Genomic DNA, 17826 nt, shown 5'->3' with positions numbered 1-17826 from the left:
GTCAGCGCGCGGTCGCGGTGTGCACGTACTCCGCGAGCCGGGTCAGCGCGTCCGGGTCGGTGTTCGGCGGCACGCCGTGGCCGAGGTTGAAGACGTGGCCCTCCAGGCCGGCGGCCGCGTCCAGCACCTCGCGGGTCCGGGCCTCGACGGTGTCCTTGTCGGTGAACAGCACCGTCGGGTCCAGGTTGCCCTGGAGCGCCTTGCCGGGGCCGACGCGGCGCTGCGCCTCGTCCAGCGGGACGCGCCAGTCGACGCCGACGACGTCCGCGCCGGCCTCGCCCATGAGCTGCAGCAGCTCGCCGGTGCCGACGCCGAAGTGGATGCGGGGCACGCCGTAGCCGGCGACGGCGTCGAAGACCTTCGCGGACGCCGGCATGACCGAGCGCCGGTAGTCCGCCGGGGCGAGGGCGCCGACCCAGGAGTCGAACACCTGGACCGCGCTGGCGCCGGCCTCGATCTGCACCTTCAGGAAGGCGGCCGTGATGTCGGCGAGCCGGTCCAGCAGGTCGGCCCACAGCTCCGGGTCGCCGTACATCATCGCCTTGGCGTTCTCGTACGTGCGGGACGGACCTCCCTCGACCAGGTAACTCGCGAGGGTGAACGGCGCGCCCGCGAAACCGATCAGCGGGGTCGCGCCGAGTTCCCGGGTCAGCATGCCGACCGCCTCGGTGACGTACGGGACGTCCTCGGGGGTCAGGTCGCGCAGCCGGGCCAGGTCGGCGCGGGTGCGGATGGGCTCGTCGACGACCGGGCCGACGCCGGGCTTGATGTCGAGGCCGAGGCCGATGGCCTTCAGGGGCACGACGATGTCGCTGTAGTAGATCGCCGCGTCCACGTGGTGCCGGCGCACCGGCTGCAGGGTGATCTCGGTGACCAGCTCGGGCCGCGTGCAGGACTCCAGCATCGGCACTCCCTCGCGCACCTTGCGGTACTCGGGCAGGGAGCGGCCGGCCTGGCGCATGAACCACACGGGGGTGTGCGGCACGGGCTCGCGCCTGCAGGCTTTGAGGAAGGCGCTGTCGTACGTTGCTGTCGGCTGCATGCTGCTGTTGGCGGTCACGGGGCAAGTTTCGCATGCCGCCGCGGCGGGACCCGCCGGGTGTGCGGGGGAGCGCCGGCCGGGCCTTCCGCCGCCCCCGCCGGGTGCTACTGCCTGGGCCGCGTATGTGTCTTGCCCTGCACGAAGGCTCCGTTCCCCTTACTCTTCCCCGCATGGCTGCGGCTCACGGACGAATGTCGGACAGCGCTGACGGAATGGACGACATGAAGGACACCGAGGAGGCGGACCGGCGTTCCGGATCTCCGGGGCCGCCGGCTTTCCGTGCCGCGGTCGACTCCCTGCGCGGCTGCCGGCTGCGGCCGCAGGTCGAGGTGGAGCCCACGCCCGCCCCGCAGCGGCTCGCCCCGTACGCGTACGCGCTGGAGGCCGTGGTCGTGGACGGCGAGCAGGAGCTGGCGGACGGACGGCTGGTGCTGCTGCACGACCCGGCGGGCCACGACGCCTGGCGCGGCACGTTCCGGCTGGTGACGCTGGTGCGCGCCGAGCTGGAGCCGGAGATGGCGGCCGATCCGCTGCTGCCCGAGGTGTGCTGGTCGTGGCTGACGGGGGCGCTGCAGGCGCGCGGGCTCGGCTACGGCGAGCCGAGCGGCACGATCACCCGGGCGAGCTCGCACTACTTCGGCGGTCTGGGCGAGCGGCCGCCGGCCTCGCAGATCGAGATCCGGGCGTCCTGGACGCCGCGCGAGGGGCTCGGCGGGGTGCCGGACACGGCCTCGCACCTGGCCTCGTGGTGCGATCTGCTGGCGCAGGTCGCGGGGCTGCCGCCGGCCGGTCCGGGCGACGCCTCGGTGGTCACGCTGCCGCAGCGCAGGGGTCCGCAGCCCCGGTGACGCAGCCGCCGGACGGGCGACCTTCATCCGCATGGGCGGCTTATTGACCATCTCTTTGTCGATACGGCCACTTTCCGACCCCGAATCGCATCCACGCGAACCGACTCGATCTTCGGATGATCGATCGCGTGTCCGAATTGCACGGATTGTTACTCACTAGATCGTGATCATTCCCTAAAGGCGGACGAGTTTGCTGCCGAAGACGACTGTGACCTTGAAAGCACGGTTCGTCCCGGCTTCATCCCCACAAGCCGGCCCCGTCCCCCCACCCAGGAGGCCTGGTGTCCGTTCTCCTCGAGCAGCCCGCAAGCCTGGTCGCCTACCGCCCGAACAAGCCGACCGCCATGGTGGTCGTGGCCGACCCGCGCGTGCGCTCCACCGTCACCCGCCATCTGTGGGCGCTCGGCGTGCGCGATGTCATCGAAGCCTCGTCCATCGCGGAGGCTCGTCCCCGCATCGGCAACCCCCGCGACATCTGCGTCGCCGACGTCCACCTGCCGGACGGCTCCGGCCTGACCCTGCTGTCCGAGACCCGCGCCGCGGGCTGGCCCAACGGGCTGGCGCTGTCCGCCGCCGACGACATCGGCGCGGTGCGCAACGCGCTGGCCGGCGGCGTCAAGGGCTACGTCGTCACGGGCACCCGCACCAACATCGGCCTGCCCACCCGGCCGGGCGCCGCTCCCCTCGGCGCCGCCCGTATGCACCGCCGCCCCCCGGGTGCCCCGAGCCACCCGGGCGGCTACCGCGAGCTGTCCGGACGCGAGGTCGAGGTGCTGCGGCTGGTCGCGGAGGGGCAGTCGAACAAGGCGATCGGCGTCTCCATGGGCCTGTCCGCCCTGACCGTCAAGAGCCACCTCGCCCGCATCGCCCGCAAGCTGGGCACGGGCGACCGCGCCGGCATGGTGGCCGTGGCCCTGCGCACCGGCATCATCCACTGAGCCACCGCACACCGGCACGACCGCCGGACCACGCACCGAGCGCCCGCCGGCCAGATCCCCGAACCGCCCCCGACCCGATCACCAGACCTCCGCGGAACCGGCCGCAGAACCGGCCCGCGCCCGACACCGGACCCACCGCGCACCGGTCCCTGAGCCGACCCCGAGCCGGCCGCAGGACCCGCCCGCGACCCGACACCGCACCCACCGTCGAACCGGTCCCCGGACCGGCCCGAATCCCGACACCGGGCCCCCGGAACCGGTCCCACCAGCCACCCCTCCGCCGAACCGGCCGCGAGGCCGGGGGGCGGTGCGCGGTTCACCCGTGTGAACCGCGGCTTTCACCGGCGTGACTGGTTTACGACCCTCCCGCGCCCGTCGGCGGAACGTTCCGTCGACGGGCGCCGTCGACACACGGATACTCTTGACAGGTGACCGACGCCCAAGACACCGCAGCAGACTGCTCCCCGCGCATCACCGGAGGCACCCCTCCGGACGCCGCAGGATCTTCTGTGACGGGGGCGCCGACACCGCTGCTCGAGCCGCGTGAGGGCATTCCCCCCGTCATCGCCGACCCGGCCGGCCTCGCCGACGTGGTCGCCGCGTTCGCCGCGGGCTCCGGCCCCGTCGCCGTCGACGCCGAGCGCGCCTCCGGCTACCGCTACGGCCAGCGCGCCTACCTGGTGCAGCTGCGCCGCGAGGGCGCCGGCACCGCGCTGATCGACCCGGTGGCCTGTCCCGACCTGTCCGCTCTCGGCACGGTCCTGTCCGGCGCCGAGTGGGACCTGCACGCCGCCACCCAGGACCTGCCCTGCCTGCGCGAGATAGGCATGGTCCCGACCCGGCTCTTCGACACCGAGCTGGCCGGGCGGCTCGCCGGGTTCCCGCGGGTGGGCCTCGGCGCCATGGTGGAGAACGTGCTGGGCTTCGTGCTGGAGAAGGGCCACTCCGCCGTCGACTGGTCGACCCGGCCGCTCCCCGAGCCGTGGCTGCGCTACGCCGCCCTGGACGTCGAGCTGCTGATCGACCTGCGGGACGCCCTGGAGAAGGAGCTGGACCGGCAGGGCAAGCTGGAGTGGGCCCTGCAGGAGTTCGACGCGATCGCGGGCGCGCCCCCGGCCGAGCCCCGCAAGGACCCGTGGCGCCGCACGTCCGGGATGCACAAGGTGCGCAGGCGCCGGCAGCTCGGCGTCGTACGGGAGCTGTGGGAGACGCGGGACCGGATCGCGCAGCGCAGGGACGTGTCGCCGGGCAAGGTGCTCAGTGACGCGGCCATCGTCGAGGCCGCGCTGGCGCTGCCGGCCAACGTGCACGCCCTGTCCCAGCTGAACGGCTTCGGGCACCGGATGGGGCGGCGTCAGCTGGAGCAGTGGCAGGCGGCGGTCGACCGGGCCAGGGCCCTGCCGGACTCCGCGCTGCCGCAGCCGGGGCAGCCCGTGACCGGTCCGCCGCCGCCGCGCGCCTGGGCCGACAAGGACCCCGCCGCCGCGGCCCGGCTGACCGCGGCCCGGACCGGGGTGACGGCGCTCGCCGAGCAGCTCGGCCTGCCCCAGGAGAACCTGGTGTCCCCGGACACCGTGCGGCGGATCTGCTGGGAGCCGCCGCAGGTCGTCGACGCCCAGTCCGTGGAGTCCGCGCTGGCCGGGTACGGCGCGCGGCCGTGGCAGGTGGAGCTCGTCACGCCCGTGCTGGTGCGCGCGCTGACCGCCCGCGCCTGAGCGCCACCCGGCCGCCCCGCGGGGCGGGCCCGTCGAGATCGCGCCAAGATCCTGGGCCGGCACGAAGGGGAACGGGACGCGGACGCCGTCGCGGAGGGCCGTACCCGGCGGGCGGGCCCTCCTTCCGTCCGCCGTCCCGGCGGGTGTGACGTTCGCCGCTCGCGGCGAGGGGACTGGGCAGTTACGTTACTCGTAAGTAGCATGTGTTCTGAGCGCGCGCTCAGCGTGCCGCGCAGCAGTAGTGCCACCCCGCACCCTGGAGGAGAGCCATCGTGCCTCGTACCGTCAGGGACGTCGTCTTCGTCGACGGCGTCCGCACCCCGTTCGGCAAGGCGGGCCCGAAGGGCATCTACCACGAGACCCGCGCCGACGACCTCGTCGTGAAGGCGATCCGGGAGCTGCTGCGCCGCAACCCCGGTCTGGACCCGAAGAAGATCGACGAGGTCGCCATCGCGGCCACCACGCAGATCGGCGACCAGGGCCTCACCCTCGGCCGTACGGCCGGCATCCTCGCCGGTCTGCCGCAGTCGGTGCCCGGCTACTCCATCGACCGCATGTGCGCCGGCGCCCTGACCGCCGTGACGACCACCGCCGGCTCCATCGCCTTCGGCGCCTACGACGCCGTCATCGCCGGCGGCGTCGAGCACATGGGCCGCCACCCGATGGGCGAGGGCGTGGACCCCAACCCGCGGTTCGTGAGCGAGAAGCTGGTCGACGAGTCGGCCCTGTTCATGGGCATGACCGCGGAGAACCTGCACGACCGCTACCCGCACATCACCAAGCTGCGCGCCGACGAGTACGCGGTGCGCTCGCAGGAGAAGGCCGCCAAGGCGTACGCCAACGGCAAGATCCAGCAGGACCTGGTGCCGATCTCGGTGCGCCGCACCAACCCGGAGGCCGGCGAGACCGGCTGGGGTCTGGTGACGCAGGACGAGCCGATGCGGCCGGGCACCACGCTGGAGAACCTGGCGAACCTCAAGACGCCGTTCCGCGTGCACGGCCGGGTCACCGCCGGCAACGCGGCCGGTCTGAACGACGGCGCCACCGCCTCGATCATCGCTTCCGAGGACTTCGCCCGCGAGCACGGCCTGCCGGTGAAGATGCGGCTCGTCTCCTACGCCTTCGCGGGCGTGGAGCCGGAGGTCATGGGCTACGGCCCGATCCCGGCGACCGAGAAGGCCCTCGCCAAGGCGGGCCTGTCGATCTCCGACATCGGCCTGTTCGAGATCAACGAGGCCTTCGCCGTGCAGGTGCTGGCCTTCCTCGACCACTACGGCATCGCGGACGACGACGAGCGCGTCAACCAGTACGGCGGCGCCATCGCCTTCGGCCACCCGCTGGCCTCCTCCGGCGTCCGGCTGATGACGCAGCTGGCCCGCCAGTTCGAGGAGCAGCCGCAGGTCCGCTACGGCCTGACCACCATGTGCGTCGGCTTCGGCATGGGCGCGACGGTCATCTGGGAGAACCCGCACTTCGAGGGGGACAAGTGAGCACCACCGCCGAGCTTCTGAAGCAGGCCTCCGAGCAGTTCCCCGACGAGGTCGTCACCAGCGCGCACGTACGCCACTTCGACCTGCCGTTCGGCGCGGGCCGGTTCGCGCTGATCACGCTGGACAACGGCTTCGACCACACCAAGCCGACCACCTTCGGCCCCGGCTCGCTGGCGAACCTCAACGCCGCGATCGACCAGGTCGAGAAGGAGGCGGCGGACGGCGAGATCGTCGGCGTCGGCATCACCGGCAAGCCGTTCATCTTCGCGGTCGGCGCCGACCTCAAGGGCGTGGAGATCCTCAAGGAGCGCGAGCACGCGCTCGCCATCGGCAAGGGCGGCCACGACGTCTTCAAGCGTCTGTCCGCGCTGGCCGTGCCGACCTTCGCCTACTACAACGGCGCGGCGATGGGCGGCGGTGTCGAGGTCGGTCTGCACTGCACCTACCGCACGGTGTCCAAGTCCGTCCCGGCGTTCTCGCTCCCCGAGGTCTTCCTCGGCCTGGTCCCCGGCTGGGGCGGCTGCACCCTGCTGCCGAACCTGATCGGCGCCGACAAGGCCGTCTCGGTCATCATCGAGAACTCGCTGAACCAGAACAAGCAGCTCAAGGGCAAGCAGGTCTTCGAGCTCGGCATCGCCGACGCGCTCTTCGAGGGCGCCGACTTCCTGGAGCAGTCGCTGATCTGGACCGCGCAGGTCCTCAAGGGCGACGTCCAGGTCGAGCGTCCGGTGATCGACCGCGGCGAGGCCTGGGACCAGGCCGTCGCCAAGGGCCGCTTCATCGCGGACTCCAAGGTGCACGGCGCGGCCCCGGCCGCCTACCGGGCCCTGGACATCATCGCGGCCGCCAAGAACGGCGACCTGCAGCAGGGCTACGACGCCGAGGACCAGGCCCTCGCTGACCTGATCATGAGCGGCGAACTGCGCGCCGGCATCTACGCGTTCAACCTCGTGCAGAAGCGCGGCAAGCGTCCCGCCGGCGCCCCGGACAAGAACCTCGCCCGCCCGGTCACCAAGGTCGGCGTGGTCGGCGCCGGTCTGATGGCCTCGCAGCTGGCCCTGCTGTTCCTGCGCCGCCTGGAGGTGCCGGTCGTGCTGACCGACATCGACCAGGAGCGCATCGACAAGGGCGTGGGCTACGTCCACGCCGAGATCGACAAGCTGCTCGGCAAGGGCCGGATCAACCAGGACAAGGCCAACCGCCTCAAGGCCCTGGTCACCGGTGTCCTGGACAAGGCCGAGGGCTTCGCGGACGCCGACTTCGTCATCGAGGCCGTCTTCGAGGAGATGGGCGTCAAGCAGAAGGTGTTCGCGGAGGTCGAGGCGGTCGCCCCGGCGCACGCGATCCTCGCCACCAACACCTCCTCGCTGTCCGTCTCCGAGATGGCGTCGAAGCTGAAGCACCCCGAGCGGGTCGTCGGCTTCCACTTCTTCAACCCGGTCGCGGTGCTGCCGCTGCTGGAGATCGTCCGCGGCGAGAAGACCGACGACGCCTCCCTGGCCACGGCCTTCGCCGTCGCCAAGAAGCTGAAGAAGACCGCGGTGCTGGTCAAGGACGCCCCGGCGTTCGTCGTGAACCGCATCCTGACCCGCTTCATGGGCGAGATCCAGAACGTCATCGACGAGGGCACCCCGGTCGAGGTCGCCGAGAAGGCCATCGAGCCGCTCGGTCTGCCGATGTCCCCGCTGGTGCTGCTGGAGCTGGTCGGCCCGGCGATCGGTCTGCACGTCTCGGAGACCCTGCACGGGGCCTTCCCGGACCGCTTCAAGGTCTCCCCGAACCTCAAGGCGGTCGTGGAGGCGGGCAAGCGCGGCTTCTACGTCTACGACAGCGGCAAGCCGGAGCTGGACCCGGAGGTCGCCGCGCTGCTCAAGCAGGGCGATGTCGTGCTGACCGAGGAGCAGGTGCGCGCCCGTGTCCTCGACGCGGTGGCGCAGGAGATCGGGCTCATGCTCGACGAGGGCGTCGTCGCCGAGGCCCAGGACATCGACCTGTGCCTGATCACCGGTGCCGGCTGGCCCTTCCACCTGGGCGGCGTCACGCCGTACCTGGACCGCGAGGGCGTCTCGGAGCGCGTGAACGGCAAGACGTTCCTTCAGCCGGGCGTGGCGTCGGTTCCGGCGTGACGGCCTGACAGCAGCAGGGGCCCCCGCCGCGGCGGGGGCCCCTTTGCGTGCTCAGACCTTGTGCGTGCTCAGACCTGCCGCCACGCCTCCAGCGCCAGTCCGGGCTCGTCCTTGCGGCGGGTCAGCAGGAGCTGGCCGGTCGACGGCGACAACGTTGCCGCGGCCACCCGGCCGTCGGCGTCCGTGGCGAGGGACACGGCCGCGTCCACGGGCAGCCGCGGGCCCGACTCCGTCCACCAGGCGCCCGCCGGCTCCTCTTCCGTCGGATACGCGGCGAAGGCGACGCGGCCGCTCGCCGAACGCTGGGCGAGCAGGGTGCAGTCGTGGCCGTCGAGGTCGCAGCGGACCGCCGAGACCGGGCCGGAGCCGGCCGCGGGCAGCAGGACGGCCGGCTCGTCGCCGGGGCGCCAGGCGCACAGGCCGCCGGAGGTGTCGGTGTAGTAGAGGGTCGTGCACTCGGACGAGGTGGCCAGGGCGTGGAGGGTGCCCGGCCGCACCGGGGTCCGCAGGTGCTGCGTCAGGACCGGTTCGGCGCCCGGCTTCTCCTGGCGCCAGTGGAGGATCCCGTCGGAGGCGGCCGCGTACAGCTCGACCCTGCCGGACTCCCCCGTCACCGCGGCCAGCCCGTCCCGGACGCCCTCCCCCTCCAGGTCCCGCCAGGCCTCCCAGCCGCCCTTCTCCTTCTGGGCGAGCAGCCGCACCCCGCCCTGCCCGTCGGGCACGAAGACGTGCGCACGGCCCTCGGCGTCGACGGCGACCGCGGGCGTGCCCGTGCGGTCGCCCTTCTTCCGCGGATGGCCTACCGGGCTCCAGTCCAGGGCGGCCAGCCGCGGCCGGAAGTGGGTGGAGTGGACGAGCCCCGACTCCCCCTTGACGGTGGGCCGCCAGGAGACCAGGTGGGCGTAGCCGTCGGCGCCCTGGCCGACCGCCAGGACGGGGTGCAGCCTCTGGTCGCCGCCGACCCTGCGCGGGGTCGTCCAGGGGCCGCCGGGTTCGCGTTCCGCCCGGCACAGGACGGCGTCGCCCGACAGCTGGTAGACACTGAGCCGGCCGTCGCGGCCGCGCAGAAGCCAGTCGCCGTTCACCGGATCACCCTATTCCGTGCGGCCCGCGCGGGCCGCGCCCGGGATGCTCACAGCCGCTTGGCGCTGCGGAACAGCTTGGCGTAGAAGCCGTTTCCGTCGAGGCGCGAGACACCTCCCTGGTCGCCGATGGTCGGCCCGTTCTGCTCCTTGCGGCTGGAGATGAAGAGCTTGTGGCCCTCGGTGTCCGGGCCGAGGTAGATCGCGGAGTGGTCCATGTGGTTGCCGGTGCGGTGGTCCATCTTGAAGAACAGCAGATCACCGGGCTGGAGCACGTCGATGTTCTGCGGCCGGGTGTACCACGGGCTCGGGCCCTGGAGCTTGATGATGTCCACGCCCTCCTTGCCGCGGGCCATGCCGTCGGCGGTGCGGGGCAGCCCGTCGCCGTGGTCGTTGTCGGACATCAGCGGGTAGCGGGCCCGGTAGCCGTAGACCAGGCGCAGATAACCGGAGCAGTCCACGGACCGCAGCCGGTCCTGCTGCGGGTACTTGGTGACGCCGTCCCGGAAGGTGTACGGGATGCCCAGGTAGTCGTAGAAGTCGGTCTGTTCGTAGCGGTCGACGCCGTCGGACTTCAGCGGGCCGTAGTAGGCGTGGCCGGCGTACTGGATGCCCTGGTCGTCCTTCTTGACCGGCGCGCCCACGATGTACTGGAAGGCGAACGCGAAGATGTCGTCCTCCTCGCTGCCGTAGTACTGCTTGAACCAGTCCTTGAACCACTGCTGCTTCTCGGCGCCCTTGGTCCACGGCTCCGGCATCAGGCGCACCCAGTCGTCGGTGACCAGCTTGGTGCTGGTGTTGGACGGTTCGCTGAAGGTGCGGGTCGGGCCCTTGAGGGTGGCGGTGCGGGCGCCGTCGGTGAAGGTGGCGACGACCGCGCCCTTGCCGTCGCGCAGCACCGAGCGGGCCGGGTTGTTCAGCCGTTCCCAGGTCTGCTTGCCGGTCGCGCCGCCGGAGCTGTGCAGGTTCTCGGTGATGGTCTGGGCGGCCGGGAGCTTCGCCTGCTCGTCCTTGCGCAGTTCATAGGTGAAGTAGGCGCTGCCCGCGAGCAGCGCCAGGACCGTCACCGCGTGGACGACGGGGCTGCCTTTGCGCTTCGGCATGGTGGGGGCTCCAGTGAGGCGTCGGATACGGGCGGTTCAGGCGGACGGCATGGCGCCGAGCAGGATGCCGGCGGTCAGCACCACGTAGGTGGCGAGGGTGACCGTGCCGACGGACAGCAGGGTCGCGCCCTTGGGCTGGCGGACCAGCTGGTAGCCGACCAGGCCCGGCACGATGAAGCCGAGCGTCTGGTTGGCGTACAGCAGCGGGAACTCCATCTGCAGCACGATGATCACCGTGGCCTGGATGAGCACGCCGCTGAGCACGACGGCCGCGAACAGCCGCTTGCCGTAGAGGATCACGTACTTCTGCATGAGCAGCGTGGCGAGGTACGTCAGCACGGTCACGCCGACGACGAGCGCGGCCCGCTGGAGGTCCTCGATGAGCGTGAGCGCGAGCCAGCCCGGAGTGATCATGCCGCCCGGCGACAGGTTGGTCGTCAGGTAGCACATGAGCGAGAACATCAGGCCCAGGCCGATGCCGATCGCGGCGATCTCGGGGGTGAGGACGGAGGGGATCAACGCTGTTCTCCTGGGCTGTGCCACTGCTGGCTGTCGTCGGCGGAAGGCTGGGGCGGGAGGCGGGGTTCGAACAGGCCGCGGGACCGGTCCGGTTCGTCCGCCCGGCCGCGGTCGGCGGGCGCCTGCGGTCCGGCGGGGGCGGGCGGGCCTGCCGGGTGCTGCTGGGGCTCGGTCCAGGCGCCGTACGACCGCGCCCGCTCGTCTCCCGTCCCGTGCCCCGGCTCCTCGTGCCGGTGGGGGCGGGTGGCGTCGCGCTGGGCCGGCAGCCGGGGGACGTGCGGCTGCTGGTGCGGGGCGTAGCGCGACTCGTACGCCTCCGAGTAGTGCTGGTAGGGGTCGATGCGGGGCGCGTAGAGCTGCATGGTCTCCGAGGAGTCGGTCCCGTCGGGCGCGTGCTCGGTCCGGCGGGCCGGTGCCGTGGCGGCGGGCGGCGGCTCGTCGGCGCTCTCGTCCGGCGGCAGTTCGGCCAGGTGCTCCAGCAGGATCTCGCCCTGCCCGTGGATGTTGCCGATCGCGACCATCGACGAGTCGGGGCCGAGCATGTCCAGCATCTTCGCCATGAACTCCTCGGCGTCGCGCCGGTCGCCGCCGAGGTCGACGGCGCGCGAGCGGAACTCGGCGGGGATCGCGTCGATGGCGGACTTGGCCGGGTGGCCGATGACGAAGACGCGCTCGGGGTCGAGGTCGGGGATGATCTCGCCCATCTGACCGTTGCGTTCGACGCGGTCGGGACGGCAGTTGATGACCACGTTGAGGGGGCGGTGGATGGCGCCGAGGTCGAGCAGCTGGTTGATGTTCATCAGCGTCGACTCGGGGTCGTTGGCCGCGAAGACGTTGGCGAAGCGCAGCTTCTTGCCGTCGTGCGTCAGATAGCGCTCGACGGAGAGCACTCCGGGGTCCGGCGGGGCGTCGTACATGCCCTGCAGGGCCGTGGCGCGGTCCACGCCGAGGAGTTCGGCGACGGTGAGCGCGATGGCCACGTTCTCCTTGAAGGTGAACCAGCTGAACCCGCGCAGCTCCTCGTCGGTCACCGTCTCCGGGTCGGCGTAGATCAGCTTGCAGTTCCGGGCGTCCGCCTCCTCCTGGAGGATGTGGAAGCGATCCTTCTCGGCGGTGACGCAGATGCCGTCCTCGGGCATCGAGCGGCACAGCGAGCGGGCCACGTCGTCGAGGGTGGGGCCCATCTCGGCGAGGTGGTCCTCGCGGACGTTGCACAGCACGCCGATGGTGGAGCGGATCAGCTTGGACTGGTTGATCTCCTGCAGCGCGGGCATGACGGCCATGCACTCGATGACCAGCGCGTCCGGCTGGTAGGCGGCGGCCCGGCGCACGATGCCGATCTGCTCGACCACGTTGGCGATGCCGAACTTGCGGTAGACCGGCTCCTCGGTGGCGTCCGGGTGGATGAACCGGGCGGCGGTGCCGGTGGTCTTGGCGACGGTGGTGAGGCCGCCGCCGCGCAGGGCGCCCGCGCACAGCCGGGTGATGGAGGACTTGCCGCGGATGCCGTTGACCAGGACCCGGGTGGGGATGTGGTCCAGGTTGGTGAAGTGCCGCCGCTGCTCGATGACGCCCGCGGCGAGCAGTATCGCGCAGCAGACCAGCAGCACGGTGTAGAGGAAGAGCACGGGTGATCAGTTCCTTGTGTACTGCTGGGGCGGGTACTGCTGCGGGGGGTACGGCTCCTGGTGCGGCGGCTGCGCGTACCGTTCGGGCGGGTCCTGGCGCGGCCCGCCCGTGCCCGGCGGGTTGGGGGCGGGCGGCGGGGTGCGGCGGGGCTGCTGCCTGCGCTGGTCCTGCAGCTGCTGGCGGATCAGTTCCAGGGAGCGGGTGACGGCGCCGACCTCGTCGTGGTGCTGCGGGAAGAGCACGGTCTTGCGGTCGCCGCCGGCCAGTGCCTCGGCCCGGTCGGCGAGGGTGCGCATCGGCCGGGCGACGACCATGTGCAGCCAGCCCAGGCAGGCGACGGCCGCGGCGGCGCCGAGCAGACCGGCGAGGACGGTGCGGTTCTGGGTGTCGTACTCCGGGATGGGCAGGTGGTCGACGGGCTGCCAGCTGACCACGCTCCAGTGCAGGGACTGGGCCGAGCCGCCGCCGGAGAACGGCGCGGCGGCGGCGATGCGCAGCCCGTTGTCCCGGTAGAGCACGCCGCTCGGCTGCGGCTTCTTGCCGAGCCGCTGGGTGCTGGCCTCGACGAGGTCCTTGAGGTGGGCGTCGGGCAGCGACTGGAAGGCGAGGAAGCCGGTGTTGCCGGCGATGACCCTGCTGTGGTCGTCCACGAGCCGGACCACGCCGAGGCCCGGCCGGTTCAGCAGGGCGTTGAAGAACTCGACGCGGAACTCGCCGACCAGCCGGGCGCCGCCCCGGCCGGGTATCTCGGCGGCGGCGACGACCACGGGCTCCTTGCCGCCGCGGCCGAGCAGTCTGAGGGGCTTGTCGGAGACCCGGTTGGCCTGGATCACCTTGGGCCTCTTGCCCTCGCGGGCCTGGATGGCGCCGTGGGCGTCGACGACGTAGAGGGAGCGGTAGCGCCTGTTCTCGTTGTAGGTGCGTTCCAGCACCGTCTCCATCGCCTCGGGCGAGGTCTTGTCGCCGATGAGGGAGGCGACGGACTGCAGGTCGGCGTCGCCCTCGTTGAGGGCGCGGCGGACCCGGTCGCTGAGGGTGTCGGTGCGTTCGCGCTGGTCGTTGACGAGCTGCCGGGGCACCTCGGCGGTGCTGTCGGCCCGGTTGACCAGCAGCATCAGCGGAGCGGACCAGGCCAGCAGCAGGACGGCGCAGACCGCGAGGAGGGCGCGGGTGCCGGCCCGGCGCACCCCGCTCGGGCGGGCGGTGGGGCCGGTGGCCTCGGCGCTCTCGCCGAGCAGTTGGCGGCGCAGCCGTTCCAGGGCGCCTCCGATGCGGTGCGCCTCGCCGTAGCCGGGGACGGTGACGGGGCGGGTGAGGTCGCCGCGGGTGAGCCGGCGGGACTCCAGGAACAGCCTCAGCAGCGGGCGCTGGACGGTGCCCAGCAGCACCGCCACGGCCAGGGCGCCGACGACGAGCAGCGCGCCGCCCGTGGCCAGCCCGAGCACCGGGGACTGGGCCCGGCCGGACTCCTCGGTCACCCTGACCATGGAGACGACGGACAGGCCGAGCCCGGTGGCGGTGGTGCGCTCGCCGGGTTCGGACGCGGCGAGCGTGGCGTATCCGGCGACGGAGCGGTCGCCGGCCAGCTTGCCGCCGAGCAGGCTGCCGCTGACGCCCTGGTAGCCGCCGGTGCCGGGTTCCCTGCTGCTGCGCGGGTCCTGCTGGGCGCGGTCGGCGGCCTGCCGGGCGAACTCCGTCAGCTGCTTGCGGGAGGCGGTGAGGTCCTTGCGGTCGATGCTGTTGCGCGCGGACGCGGGGTCCGCGATGCCGTCCTCGCTGAGGATGGTGCCGCCGGAGTCGACGACGGCGATGGAGCGGAACTGGCCGAGGCTGATGCCGGGGAACTTCAGGTTCCGGGAGGCGACCAGCAGCAGCTGCGGCTTGCCCGGCCAGGTCAGCAGCCCGAAGGACAGCAGCCGCACCTCGCCGTTCTTCTGCTGGACCATGCGCGGGGCCAGCCCGTCCTCGCCGCTGAGCGAGGACAGGTCCACGGAGGTCAGCGGCACCGTCTCGCCGCGGGCCGCGACCAGCTTGCCGGTGCGGATCTCGACGACGGCGGTGCCCATCCACTTCTGGTAGGTGCTGCCGAGCTTGTCGAGGACGGCGTCGCCGGTGACCGGCTGCCCGGCGCTGAAGAGCGCGGCGGACCGGGTGACGTCCTTGACGGACTCGTCGATGGAGGCGCGCAGCGCGATGGCGCCGTCCTCGGCGAAGTGCTGCTGGGAGGTGAGCACCGCCTTCGGCACGCCCGTGTTGTCGACGCGTCCCAGCACCAGGGCCGTGATGCCGGAGAGCGTCAGCAGCAGCACCGAGAGGACCGCGATCGGCGGACGGATGCCTCCGATCAGCGACATGTCGGCTCGGCGGCGGGCTTTGTGCTGCCGCGCCGGGGGCGGTGACGCCACAGGAGGTCTCCTCTTGAAATGCGGTCCGGGCGCGCCGATGGAAAGACCGCGCCCGGAAACCTCAGACAGACAAGAGGCCGGTTAAGTTGCAGTAAGTCCCACGTGATCTGCGCAACATCGAGCAGGAATCGGATAACAACGACCAAATGCCATGCGGTTCGGGGCGGTTACGGCGCCTAGGCGGGCAGCGGGGTGAGCGGCTTGAGGCCGTCGGCGCCCGCGCCGCGGTTGAGCAGGGTGCCCTCGGTGCGCTCGAAGGCCAGCCGCAGCCGGGCCCGCTGGGCCTCGGAGAGGCCGTGGTCGTCGCGGAGCGCGGCCGGCACGTCCAGCAGGCGGTAGTCCTTGGCGTCGTCGCCGGTGAGGTCGGCGGTGCCGCCGTCGCGGACGTTCTCGGCGTCCGGCGGGATCGTGAGCAGCGTCGGCTCGAAACGCGGCTGGACGTCCCAGTGGCCCTTGCCGTGTTCGGTGAAGGTGAACCAGGCGATCACACCCTCCTCGGTCAGCCCGGTCGGCACCTCGTGCCGGGCGATCTGGTTGCCGAGCCCGTAGGAGATCCAGGTCCCGCCGACCTTCTCCATCGGTTCCACGACGTGCGCGTGGTGGCCTATGACCAGGTTGATGCCGGTGTTCCGGGCGATCTGCCGGGCGAAGGAGATCTGTGCGGCCGACGGTTCCGGGTGGTGCTCGCGGCCCCAGTGCAGGGAGAGGATCACCACCTCGGCGCCGGCCTTGCGGGCCCGCTGCTCGGCGGCCCTGATCCGGCCGAGGTCCTGGAGGTTGGCCAGCCAGGGCTTGTCCTTCGGCAGCTTGTGCGGCTCGTTGAAGCCGTACGCATAGGACAGCTGCGCGACCTTGACTCCCTTGACGTCCATGATCAGCGGGCTGTCCGCCTCCTTCCGGGTGCGGGCGGAGCCGGTGTGCTTCAGGCCGGCGGCGTCCAGGGCGTCCAGGGTGCGCTTCACGCCGTCGTAGCCGTGGTCGAGGGTGTGGTTGGAGGCGGTGGAACAGGTGTCGTAGCCGATGTCCTTGATGGTCTTCGCCTGCTGCGGCGGCACCTGGAAGTCGGGGAAGCCCGCGAACGGGCCCCGCGCCGGGCCCATCACCGGCTCGAAGTGGCAGATCGCCAGGTCCGCCTTGCTGATCACCGGCTTGATGCCGGCCATCATCGGCCCGAAGTCCATGCCGTCCACGCCCTTGCCGGTGCGCTGCGCGTCCTTGCGCGCCTGGTCGACCAGTTCGGGGTGCATGAGGATGTCCCCGGCGGCCGCGACGGTGAAGGAGCGCCCGCCGCCCTGGGCGTCGTCGGAGAGCAGGCCGCAGCCGGAGACGGCGGCGAGCAGGGAGAGCGGGGTCAGCAGGGACAGCAGGGTCCGGCTACGTCTGTTCACCGGGATATCTTGATACAACCATGAGAGCCCCTCGCTCACGCACCATAACGATCGCGGCACTTCTGCTGGTCGTCGCCGCCCTCGCCGCCGGTCTCACCGGCCGGCTCCGGGCCGGGGGCGACGCGGGCGACGCCGGCCCGCCCGCCGCGAAGGGGGCCATGCGGATCGACCTGGCGCGGGAGGTGGCGGACTACACACGCCGGTTCGGCCCCGGACAGGGGTATCTGCCGCCCGGCCGCGGCGACCGCGAGGACATCGCGGCGGCGATCGGCCTGCTGCTCGACGGGCAGCGCGCAGAAGCGGAACGGCTGCTCGCGGAACGGGACTTCACCGTGCGCACGGTCGTCGACCGGCCCACCGGACGCCGCTACGCCGAGGTGGCGGACCGCACCGACTCCGCGGTGGTGCCGCGCGGCTGGGGCCGGGTCTACCTGGACCTCGACCACCGCCCGAGCTGGTCGGTGCAGGTCCCGCACCCCGGTTTCGACCTGGGCACCGAGCAGCTGGGCGTGCGGGTGCTGCGCGGCTCGCCCGGCGGGGTGCTGGTGATCGCGGGGGCGCACCGCAAGGCGGGGGCCGGCAACTCCGCGGACGTGGCGCACCGCACGGACACCGTCTTCCACGCGATCTGCGCCGAGCTGGCCCGGCGCGGGATGCCCGGCGTCCAGCTGCACGGCTTCGCCGCCTCCGCCGTGCCCGGCTACGACGTGGTCGCCTCCACCGGCGCCGGGTCGGCGGGCCGGCAGGACGGCCGCGAGCTGGCCGACGCCCTGCGCGGCCGGGGTCTGCGGGTGTGCCGGGCCTGGGCGCGGTCCTGTCCGCTGGAGGGCCGTACGAACGTGCAGGGCAAGGTGGCCGACGCCGACCATGTGCCGTTCCTGCACGTCGAGTTCTCCCCCGAGGTGCGCGCCGGCGGTGCTCCGGCCGAGCGGGCGGCGGCCGCGATCGCCGCGGTCACGGGCCGCTGGGCCCGGGAACCGGCACGGCCCGTCTCCGCGGCACCCGTGCCAGACTGAGCCCCTCAGGAGTACGCGAGAACAAGGCTGCCACCGCTATGACGGATCCCTCGGGCGCCGGGCGCGCGTCCCTGCCCCTGCTCGTCGTCGACGGCGCGAACGTCGTGGGCTCGGTGCCCGACGGCTGGTGGCGGGACCGCCGGAGCGCCGCCGAGCGCCTGCGCGACCGGCTGGCGCCGCTCGCCCGCACCGGCGTGCCCGGCCTGCCCGGGCCGCTGGAACTGGTCCTGGTGGTGGAGGGCGCGGCCCGGGGCGTGGCCTCGGTGCCCGGGGTGCGCGTCGAGGACGCGCCGGGCAGCGGCGACGACCGCATCGTGGACCTCGCGGCGGCGGCCGGCGACCGCCCGTGCCTCGTGGTCACGGCCGACCGGGAACTGCGCCGCCGGGTCCGGGACCACGGCGCCGAGGTCACCGGGCCGCGCACGGTACTGAGCTGAGCACGGCGCGGGTACGGCACGGGACCGGCGCCCCGCTGCCGCACCCCGGGACTCACGGGACCGGCGCCCCGCCCCGCACCCGGGACTC

General features: G+C 72.5%; 14 protein-coding genes. 7 read left to right on the top strand and 7 right to left on the bottom strand.

All coding sequences use genetic code 11. The annotated features are described in order from the left end of the window. Position 1: 1 nt before the first annotated feature. Positions 2-1042, bottom strand: a complete 1041-nt coding sequence (gene hemE, locus ACGFZN_RS19550) for a uroporphyrinogen decarboxylase (protein ID WP_393859813.1) — start codon at positions 1040-1042, stop codon at positions 2-4. A 170-nt stretch (positions 1043-1212) separates the two neighbouring features. On the opposite strand from hemE, the gene ACGFZN_RS19545 reads away from it, so the two are divergent. The 5 genes from ACGFZN_RS19545 to ACGFZN_RS19525 all read left to right on the top strand — a co-directional run bounded on the left by ACGFZN_RS19545 (position 1213) and on the right by ACGFZN_RS19525 (position 8159). Next, a complete protein-coding gene (locus ACGFZN_RS19545; protein WP_393859710.1) occupies positions 1213-1890 on the top strand; it encodes a DUF3000 domain-containing protein in 678 nt (225 codons plus the stop codon). Positions 1891-2171: 281 nt separating this feature from the next. Continuing rightward, positions 2172-2828, top strand: coding sequence for a response regulator transcription factor (locus ACGFZN_RS19540; RefSeq protein WP_023545949.1), 657 nt, complete (start codon positions 2172-2174; stop codon positions 2826-2828). A 428-nt stretch (positions 2829-3256) separates the two neighbouring features. Beyond that, on the top strand, positions 3257-4543 hold the full coding sequence (locus ACGFZN_RS19535) for a ribonuclease D (RefSeq protein WP_393859709.1): 1287 nt from the start codon (positions 3257-3259) through the stop codon (positions 4541-4543). 272 nt (positions 4544-4815) lie between these two features. Further along, a complete protein-coding gene (locus ACGFZN_RS19530) occupies positions 4816-6033 on the top strand; it encodes a thiolase family protein (protein WP_393859708.1) in 1218 nt (405 codons plus the stop codon). Next, positions 6030-8159 (top strand): 3-hydroxyacyl-CoA dehydrogenase NAD-binding domain-containing protein, encoded by a 2130-nt coding sequence (locus tag ACGFZN_RS19525; RefSeq protein ID WP_393859707.1) that lies wholly within the window; start codon positions 6030-6032, stop codon positions 8157-8159. The genes ACGFZN_RS19530 and ACGFZN_RS19525 overlap by 4 nt, the downstream gene beginning before the upstream one ends. A 68-nt stretch (positions 8160-8227) precedes the next feature. Here the strand turns inward: ACGFZN_RS19525 and ACGFZN_RS19520 are convergent, their stop codons facing one another. The 6 genes from ACGFZN_RS19520 to ACGFZN_RS19495 all read right to left on the bottom strand — a co-directional run bounded on the left by ACGFZN_RS19520 (position 8228) and on the right by ACGFZN_RS19495 (position 16285). Next, on the bottom strand, positions 8228-9244 hold the full coding sequence (locus ACGFZN_RS19520; protein ID WP_393859706.1) for a hypothetical protein: 1017 nt from the start codon (positions 9242-9244) through the stop codon (positions 8228-8230). Between the two features lie 47 nt (positions 9245-9291). Further along, positions 9292-10344 (bottom strand): NlpC/P60 family protein, encoded by a 1053-nt coding sequence (locus ACGFZN_RS19515; protein WP_393859705.1) that lies wholly within the window; start codon positions 10342-10344, stop codon positions 9292-9294. A 36-nt stretch (positions 10345-10380) separates the two neighbouring features. Next, entirely contained in the window at positions 10381-10863 is a 483-nt protein-coding gene (locus tag ACGFZN_RS19510; RefSeq protein ID WP_330337246.1) for a poly-gamma-glutamate biosynthesis protein PgsC/CapC, read from the bottom strand. Then, the gene (gene pgsB, locus ACGFZN_RS19505; RefSeq protein WP_393859704.1) at positions 10860-12491 is read right to left on the bottom strand and encodes a poly-gamma-glutamate synthase PgsB; all 1632 of its coding nucleotides are present in this window, start codon (positions 12489-12491) and stop codon (positions 10860-10862) included. Before pgsB ends, ACGFZN_RS19510 begins: the two co-directional genes overlap by 4 nt. Before the next feature lie 6 nt (positions 12492-12497). Then, positions 12498-14846: a HAMP domain-containing protein gene (locus tag ACGFZN_RS19500; RefSeq protein WP_393859703.1), complete on the bottom strand. Its 2349-nt coding sequence runs from the start codon at positions 14844-14846 to the stop codon at positions 12498-12500. 227 nt (positions 14847-15073) lie between these two features. After that, the gene (locus tag ACGFZN_RS19495; RefSeq protein WP_393859702.1) at positions 15074-16285 is read right to left on the bottom strand and encodes a CapA family protein; all 1212 of its coding nucleotides are present in this window, start codon (positions 16283-16285) and stop codon (positions 15074-15076) included. Between the two features lie 20 nt (positions 16286-16305). On the opposite strand from ACGFZN_RS19495, the gene ACGFZN_RS19490 reads away from it, so the two are divergent. Both ACGFZN_RS19490 and ACGFZN_RS19485 read left to right on the top strand, forming a co-directional pair. Continuing rightward, the gene (locus ACGFZN_RS19490) at positions 16306-17301 is read left to right on the top strand and encodes a hypothetical protein (protein WP_393859701.1); all 996 of its coding nucleotides are present in this window, start codon (positions 16306-16308) and stop codon (positions 17299-17301) included. A gap of 38 nt (positions 17302-17339) precedes the next feature. Next, positions 17340-17738 carry an NTP pyrophosphohydrolase gene (locus tag ACGFZN_RS19485; RefSeq protein ID WP_393859700.1) on the top strand — a complete coding sequence of 133 codons (399 nt, stop codon included), beginning with the start codon at positions 17340-17342 and terminating at the stop codon, positions 17736-17738. The last annotated feature ends 88 nt before the right edge of the window (positions 17739-17826 follow it).

This window comes from Streptomyces sp. NPDC048192, assembly GCF_043202415.1.
In the GTDB taxonomy this organism is placed as follows: domain Bacteria; phylum Actinomycetota; class Actinomycetes; order Streptomycetales; family Streptomycetaceae; genus Streptomyces.
The sequence above is the reverse complement of the archived record's forward strand: the minus strand, read 5'-3'. Positions and strand labels throughout refer to the sequence as shown.

What these genes read in the sequence shown, in the direction of transcription:
- hemE (WP_393859813.1), bottom strand. Translation starts at nt 1,042, where the DNA reads ATGCAGCCGACAGCAACGTACGACAGCGCCTTCCTCAAAGCCTGCAGG.
- ACGFZN_RS19545 (WP_393859710.1), top strand. Translation starts at nt 1,213, where the DNA reads ATGGCTGCGGCTCACGGACGAATGTCGGACAGCGCTGACGGAATGGAC.
- ACGFZN_RS19515 (WP_393859705.1), bottom strand. Translation starts at nt 10,344, where the DNA reads ATGCCGAAGCGCAAAGGCAGCCCCGTCGTCCACGCGGTGACGGTCCTG.
- ACGFZN_RS19500 (WP_393859703.1), bottom strand. Translation starts at nt 14,846, where the DNA reads ATGTCGCTGATCGGAGGCATCCGTCCGCCGATCGCGGTCCTCTCGGTG.
- ACGFZN_RS19490 (WP_393859701.1), top strand. Translation starts at nt 16,306, where the DNA reads ATGAGAGCCCCTCGCTCACGCACCATAACGATCGCGGCACTTCTGCTG.
- ACGFZN_RS19485 (WP_393859700.1), top strand. Translation starts at nt 17,340, where the DNA reads ATGACGGATCCCTCGGGCGCCGGGCGCGCGTCCCTGCCCCTGCTCGTC.